General features: G+C 58.3%; 5 protein-coding genes. All 5 read right to left on the bottom strand.

The window, feature by feature from the left end; translation table 11 throughout:
• Window positions 1–597 (bottom strand): CPBP family glutamic-type intramembrane protease (locus H5U08_RS07535; protein ID WP_297031790.1); only part of this gene is annotated, 597 nt, incomplete at its 3' end.
• A gap of 3 nt (window positions 598–600) precedes the next feature.
• Window positions 601–2,397: a radical SAM protein gene (locus tag H5U08_RS07540; protein ID WP_297031792.1), complete on the bottom strand. Its 1,797-nt coding sequence runs from the start codon at window positions 2,395–2,397 to the stop codon at window positions 601–603.
• A 525-nt stretch (window positions 2,398–2,922) separates the two neighbouring features.
• Entirely contained in the window at window positions 2,923–4,062 is a 1,140-nt protein-coding gene (locus H5U08_RS07545) for an FAD:protein FMN transferase (protein ID WP_297031794.1), read from the bottom strand.
• Between the two features lie 277 nt (window positions 4,063–4,339).
• Window positions 4,340–5,050, bottom strand: coding sequence for a hypothetical protein (locus H5U08_RS07550; protein WP_297031796.1), 711 nt, complete (start codon window positions 5,048–5,050; stop codon window positions 4,340–4,342).
• Window positions 5,051–5,063: 13 nt separating this feature from the next.
• Complete coding sequence (larC, locus tag H5U08_RS07555; protein WP_297031798.1) at window positions 5,064–6,290, bottom strand: nickel pincer cofactor biosynthesis protein LarC; 1,227 nt, start codon at window positions 6,288–6,290, stop codon at window positions 5,064–5,066.
• Window positions 6,291–6,825: the final 535 nt, after the last annotated feature.

Below are 6,825 nucleotides of genomic sequence, written 5' to 3' on the forward strand. Positions count from 1 at the left end.
GCCGGCTGAGAAAAGAATCTGATAGACCGAGCCCCAGCCGAAGTACTTGCCGAGGATGATGACATGATGCCCCGTGAACGCGAGCGACGAAACGAGACCGCCCATTTCGGCAGGCACAAAAAGCCGTAATTTTCCAAAAATAAATCCTCTCCAGTAGTATTCTTCCAGAAAAGAATGTGCCACCGAGATGACGGCCGCGAAGCATAAAAATCGAATCGGCGTGTCTATTCCAAAACCGATCATCTTTTTCTCAATAACCGCGGCAGCTTCGCTGAATACAGCCGTGGACCTGAAAAGAAAGGCATAGAGTAGCCCCATTCCCAAGGCCACGCCGATTCCAAAGCCCAATCCGGCGAAAACCTCGGTGCGTGTTGGAACAGGAATCCGAAGAGAAATCCGATCGATGTAGAAGAGCCAGACGGCAGGGAAGAGCATCACCAGCTTCGCCAGGGCATAAAGGGTCTGCTGGACCCAGGGAGGTAATGCTTCGGCCAAAATAAAATACCCCACGGCCGATACCGTGGGGGTTATCATCAAAAACACCAGCACCAGGGCAAGTGCCCAGCGTTTCAGACCGCCTTCAGCAACGGCTTCCATGGATCAACCCTGGAGCACGGGCACCGCCGAAGGCTGTATGGTCCGGGTTGGGGTGATCAACGGGTACTTGGGGCCCGGAGGAGCATCGTAATATTCCAGCGGACCCACGGCCAACTGGTAGAGCCAGTGTCGGGCATTCCACACCGACTTCATGACGCCAATCATGCCGTGGATTTGGGTGAAAACTCTCTCAGTCCAAAGGGGATCGAACCGTCCCAGGGCCCGTAACAGGTTGAGGGGATTATAGAACGCGATATAGCCGGCAAGCATGTTGAGTTGCCTTTGCAACGGGCTGGAATGCGCGGTCGCAATGGCACGATTGCCGTCGTAGTGATAGTCCTCAATGGGTTTCCCCGCCACTCGCTTCAGGACGATGCCATCCTGATAGGGCTTTTCGTACCCTCGGCTTCCCACGGAAGGAGTGAGCAACGTGATCTGGCACGTGATGGCACCCTCTTTTCGCAGGAAACCCACCTGATTGAGCAGCCCGCGGAGACTTCGCCAGGTCCACAGCGGTTGATTATCGTGATGCATCATCATCGGCATAGGGGCGATCCCGTGCTTGATGAGCTCACGGAAGACCGTGATGGTCTTCTCCGGCGACTGTCCTTTCTTCACAAGATCCGCGGTGAGGTCCTCGATTCCAAACCAGATGCTCCGCAGGCCTGCCTTTCGGGCGAGGGGGATCAGATCCAGGTTCTTGTGGACGTCGAATTCCGTGGCCTCTGTCCCGAAAATGATCGACTCGCCCAGCGGCTTATGGTCGATCTCGGCCTTGGCCATCACGGAGAAGATTTCTTCCACCGTTTGCCGATTGTTGAAGAAGTTGTCGTCAGTGCCGAAGAAGAACCGGATTCCCGACCGTTTGTAAATTCCGGTAAATTCCTCCACCAACCGTTCTGGACTGCGGAACCGGAACGTGTCCTGATTGTAAGCCGGAATGGGGCAATACGGGCAATGGAATTTGCACCCGTGGGTTGTGATCACCGCGAGGACCTTGGCGTACTTGCCGAGTTTCTCCGCAGGGAGGGGCTCGGGAGAGAGCGTCGCCCTCTTGTGAGGTGGCTCAAACAGCTTCAGGGCATCGAAGGGCAGAGGGAGTTCATCCAGATTCTGCACGAGACGCTGGATACCGGTATCGATAAGGTACTCTGGATGGCCGCGCGGCGGATCCGGCCGAAAGACCAGCCCGTGGATGTCATTTAGCAATCCTTCTTCTCGAACCCGTTCAAACGCCGATCGGATGTGCTCTCCGGGCAGCTTGTTTTCAAGAATTCGGTCGAGCAGTTCGAGAAGGACGTACTCCTCGCCGGTGCACACCACGTCCGCGCCGACCGTTCCGTCTTCAGAAAGGCCAAATAAATCCCAGGGTTCGTAGATCGCCTTGGCACCGCCGGCGATAATGAGCGGGCGTTGGTCGCCCAGCGTCCAGGCATCCCGAATCAGATCATAGGCCCGCGCGCTGTGAATCTGCATGCTGGAGATCAGCAGCAATTGAGGAATTTCGCCATCGATTCGGGCCTGACTGGGACGGATATTCGGATTCCACTGCTGCATAACCACGCGAATTTTGTGGAATCCAGCCGCATACATGGCTGAGGCAAGCGCCCGGGGCGCACCCGGGATCATGATGTCCTGGACCATCACGAACGGCCCGATGCTTGTTCTGCGGTCAAAAGCGTAAATGATGAGCGTGGGGATGTCTTCTTTTAACGCCCGTTCCCGCACACTGCGTTCGAGCTCACGGTATTTTCCGGGTACGGTAAAACGGTCGTTTTTAGCACGTTTGGGTAGTTCCACTGGAAGACCTCCATCCTCAAACCTGTAACACCTATCAAACCCACCTCCGCCGACTTCCAACCGACCTTCACAATTGCCCGGCTGGAAAAAGGCTTGTCGGAATTATACGCGTCTCCTGGTTGATTGCCAGTACGTCATTCCCTATCTCTTGAGTCATCTATCCAATGCAGGGTCTTATGAAACCATCAAATACCCGGCATCCCGTATTTTCGCGAAGGTTGTTCTGGTCTTGACTCCCCTTTCCTTTCCACGTCGGCTTATGGGAGCCTTCGGCCAGGACCGTACTGCCAATTGAGCTTGTTATTATGAACCGAAGAGAAGATGCCATGCAACTCGGGTTTGTTCCCGCCCGTCGCTAAAATCGTTACGCTTTGCCTGTTTGCCTAAATGTGCAACGCGTAGAAGGTAAAGGTATTAGAGTCGAAACAGAAGCCGAAGTGCGCGCTCGCATGGGTCCGGCGGTTCCGGGTCGGGAGACGAGCCCCAGGCTGGTTGGCCGTTCCAAGCGACCAGCGAAGAAGCAATTCACAGGGCGTCGCCGTCGCGATCGCGTGTTTCCAGCTCCGCTTGCGGTTCCCCCACGACTTCCACCTGAGGCACCCTCCCAGGGACGTTCAGAAGGAAGATACCAGCAACACCGGGATGCTGTTCACAGAACCTTCGGGCCCCTTGCGGACCAAGGATGAAGAACGCGGTTGCCAGTGCGTCCGCCTCGGCCGCCGTGGGGGCAACCACCGTCACACTCAGTACTTTATCGGCAGGATAGCCGGTGCGGGGATCCAAAATGTGGCCGTACCGTTTTCCCTTGTGCCAGAAAAACTGAAGCGCTGTACCGGAAGTACCGAGTCCCTGGTTTTTCAGCCAGACTTGACCGACCCGCCGCCCCGGATGAAGGGGATCACTCAGCCCGATGGGCCATCCGTGGGGACCGTCCGTGTCCTCGGATAATGGAAGTTCCCAGGAGTCCCCGAGGGCGAAGACGCTGCTCAATCCCCCGTGAAGAGCGAAGTCCTGAATACCTGCCTCGGTGATGACCTTAGCCAGACGATCAAGGGCATATCCTTTGCCCACGCTTCCCAGGTTAAGAGCCACCCCGGGCTTGTGGAAGCGGACGGTTTGCCGCGAAGCATCGAGTTCCACCCACCGCCATCCGCAGAGTTCCCTCGCTTCCTCCACTTCGGACTGGCTGGGAAGTCTCCCTTCGCGGCGGGCAAATCCCCACACCTGCCAAAGGGGAGCCGCTGTGATGTCGAACGCCCCGTCTGTTGCCTCCCAAAGCCGGCGGCAATAAACCAGCAGTTCCCACAGTTCGGGCGACACCTCCACATCCCGATGGAGGGCCTCGGCATTGATCCGTCCGAGCTCTCCCTGGGGGCGAAAGAAGGACATCATGTCCTCCAGCGGTTCCAGCAGATCCAGGGCTGTCAATCCGACTTCGATGGCATTTTCGTACTGGCCCAGGTTGAAAAGGACCTGAAAATCGCTGGCCATGGCCCGCCGACCTAACTGCAATTTGTAGGCTCCACGTCGCGGATGTGAAGATCGAGCGGCAGCCGTCGGCGGATTCGAGGTCTCCGCATCGGCGGGGGGGAGCGTGGGGGCATCGTCGAGTTGTCCGCGAGTCAGCCGTCGCAAAAAGTCGCGGCGATTGCCTTCTGTTGCCATGGATACAAAAGCCCCAGGAGTTCCACGATTGCTCAAACACCAGCGCGGCACAGCGAACAAACGTTTTTCCGGTGAAGGGGGTGAGGAACCAGCGGACCAGGCGCCGGTAGAGATCCACCGGCCGAGTCTCTCTTTCGATTTTACAAAACTTCTGCCTCGACAGGCGCGTTTTCAACAGCGACTGGAGCAGAGCGGATGCTTTTGCCGAGCAAAGAGTGCTGGACTGAACTGATCGAGTTTCGTCGCTTCCTTGCTCGAATGTGTGGCAAGGGGTGGATTACTCCTGTGATCTTTCCTGGCCGGCGGATTCACGCGTTTTGCGGAGCCTGAGGATCAATTGTACTTCGCCTACCGGCAGTCCGGTGCGACGGGCAATCTCCTCAGGGTCGTAACCGTAGTCCGCCAGGGTGTAAATTTCATCGGCGGGTCTGGTGTCGCGTCCCGGGCTTTCCGCAGCGATGGTGCTCTGTTCTTCGGGTTGCGCAAGGTTCGGCGGGGTATCCTCAGACGTGGGGACAGGCTGCGCCGCGGCCTCGGAGGGTGAGGGACCTGGTTCACCACTGGCAGGGCCCTGCGGGACATGGAGGGCTTCCGAAGACAAAAACCCGGCCGCCTGCGTTTGACGAAGCTGCTCGGTGGCACGCAGGGCTGCTTCAAGTCGGGCAGCGGCTCGATCGGCTTCCCGAACCAGGTTTTCCAGAAGTCCCAGTTTGCTGGTAATTCGGCCTTCGATGTCCCTGGCGAGTTCGTGCATACGAACTTCCCAATCGGTGACCGTGGAAGGATGCGGCGTGTGGCCGGCACCATGCGCAGAACCTGCGGAACCGCCCAATCCCGGCTCCTCTCTGCTCGAGGGGGGGACCTGCCGACCGCTGCGACGCTGCATGCGGATAAGAGAAAACCAGATGAAAACAATTGCTAAGGCCAGCGCGATCCACGACAGGGTGCTGTTGTCGAGGGCAACGGGCACTTGAAGCATAGGCCCCATGGCTCCGCTCCTGTCAACCAGTTTTGGGGGAATGCTCGTCTTCCACCTGGGGTCCGCCGCACTGCTGGAAAGCTGCTTCAGCGGCTTGGTAAACTTCCCGCAGGGGGATCTGATGCCGCCGTGCGATTTCGCGGCAGGCATCAAATTCCGGCGAGAACTCGCGAGCTCCACCCGGCAAGACCCGCACCTTGCCCCGGATTTCTCCCCAACGTGTCTTGACACTTGTGACCTGCCGTGGCAGTACGTGGCGCTCGACCGGCCAGAAGCGCACCCCCAGCGTTGTCGTTTCCCGGAACAAAAGCGATTCCACAGCGGGCACCAGTCCCTCGTTGCAGAGGACAGTGAGTTGGACGCCCGGCCGATTTTTCTTCATCTGGACTGGTGTCGTGAAAAGATCGAGAACCCCCAGTTCCCACAGCCTTTCCAGAGTATAACCGAGGACTTCCGCGGAAAGATCATCATAGTTCGTTTGCACGACCCAGATACGGTCCCGGAGAACGGAGGGCGACGCTTCCTTTGGACGGGCGAGTTCTCCTACGAACAGGCGAAGCACATTCGCGCGATGGGGGATGTCCCGAGATCCAGCCCCGTAGCCAATGCTTTGAATTTCCATGGCGGGGAGCGGACCAAAGGCCTCCGCAAATGTCGTGATCAAGGCTGCGCCGGTCGGCGTCGTCATTTCCATCTGCACATCGCAGGGAAGCAGTGGAACGCCCCGCAGCAGTTCTGCCGTCGCCGGAGCAGGCACGCTCACCTCTCCGTGGGCGATGCGGACGGTTCCACCCCCGGTCGGAATGGCTGATGCGTAAACGGCCTCAATCCCCAAATAGTCGAGCCCGAACACGCTGCCCACAATATCCACAATGGAATCGGCAGCGCCTACCTCATGAAAATGGACTTTTTCCAGGGGCACTCCGTGGACCCGGGCTTCCGCTTCGCCCAGTCGCGTGAAGACCTTGATGGCCTGTTCTTTCGCCGATTCAGAAAGCGACGAGCGGCGGATCATCTCTACGATGTGATGGAGGTGCCGATGATGGTGTTCGGCGGGCGTGTGGACCACAACCTGGGTTGCGCGAAAACCGTTCTTGCGCACTTCCCGAGCTTCCAGGCGGCAGTCGGGCAAACCCAGCGAATCGACAACCTGCTGGATGGCGTCGACGGGCACACCCGCATCCACCAGCGCACCAAGGACCATATCGCCGCTGATCCCACTGGAGCAGTCGAAGTAGGCGGTTTTCATCGGAGTGTAAGTCGAGTGAGGAAATGCGTTACTGGCCGGCAGCGCCCAAAAACGAAAAAACTTATTTCTGAACGGTGGTTAACTGTTAAAACCGGGCGTGATCTTCTGGTGATTCTAAACGAGCCCTGGGGCGAAACAAGCCCAAGCGGGACGCGATAGGGGCAATTCATGAATGGCCCCCACAACGCCGGAGGGACGTGCCTGTCAAATCCGCATATCGGAGGGACCCGCTTGTCGGGTCCGCCTTTCGGAGGGACGTGCTTGTCACGTCCGATGAACACCGATTGACGCCCCATTCTTTTGCCCCGGGCACGACACGCGTGCCCCTCCGAAGGATTTCTCGGAGGGACCTGCTTGTCAGGTCCGCCTCTCGGAGGGACCCGCTTGTCGGGTCCGCCTTTCGGAGGGACGTGCTTGTCACGTCCGATGAACACCGATTGATGCCCCATCTCTCCTCGCCGGGCACGACAAGCGTGCCCCTCCGAAGGATTTCTCGGAGGGACCTGCTTGTCAGGTCCGCCTTTCGGAGGGACCC

Source organism: Thermogutta sp., assembly GCF_014359955.1.
In the GTDB taxonomy this organism is placed as follows: domain Bacteria; phylum Planctomycetota; class Planctomycetia; order Pirellulales; family Thermoguttaceae; genus Thermogutta.

Coding starts and splice junctions, on each gene's coding strand:
- H5U08_RS07550 (WP_297031796.1), bottom strand. CDS start 5,050: ATGGGGCCTATGCTTCAAGTGCCCGTTGCCCTCGACAACAGCACCCTG.
- larC (WP_297031798.1), bottom strand. CDS start 6,290: ATGAAAACCGCCTACTTCGACTGCTCCAGTGGGATCAGCGGCGATATG.
- H5U08_RS07545 (WP_297031794.1), bottom strand. CDS start 4,062: ATGGCAACAGAAGGCAATCGCCGCGACTTTTTGCGACGGCTGACTCGC.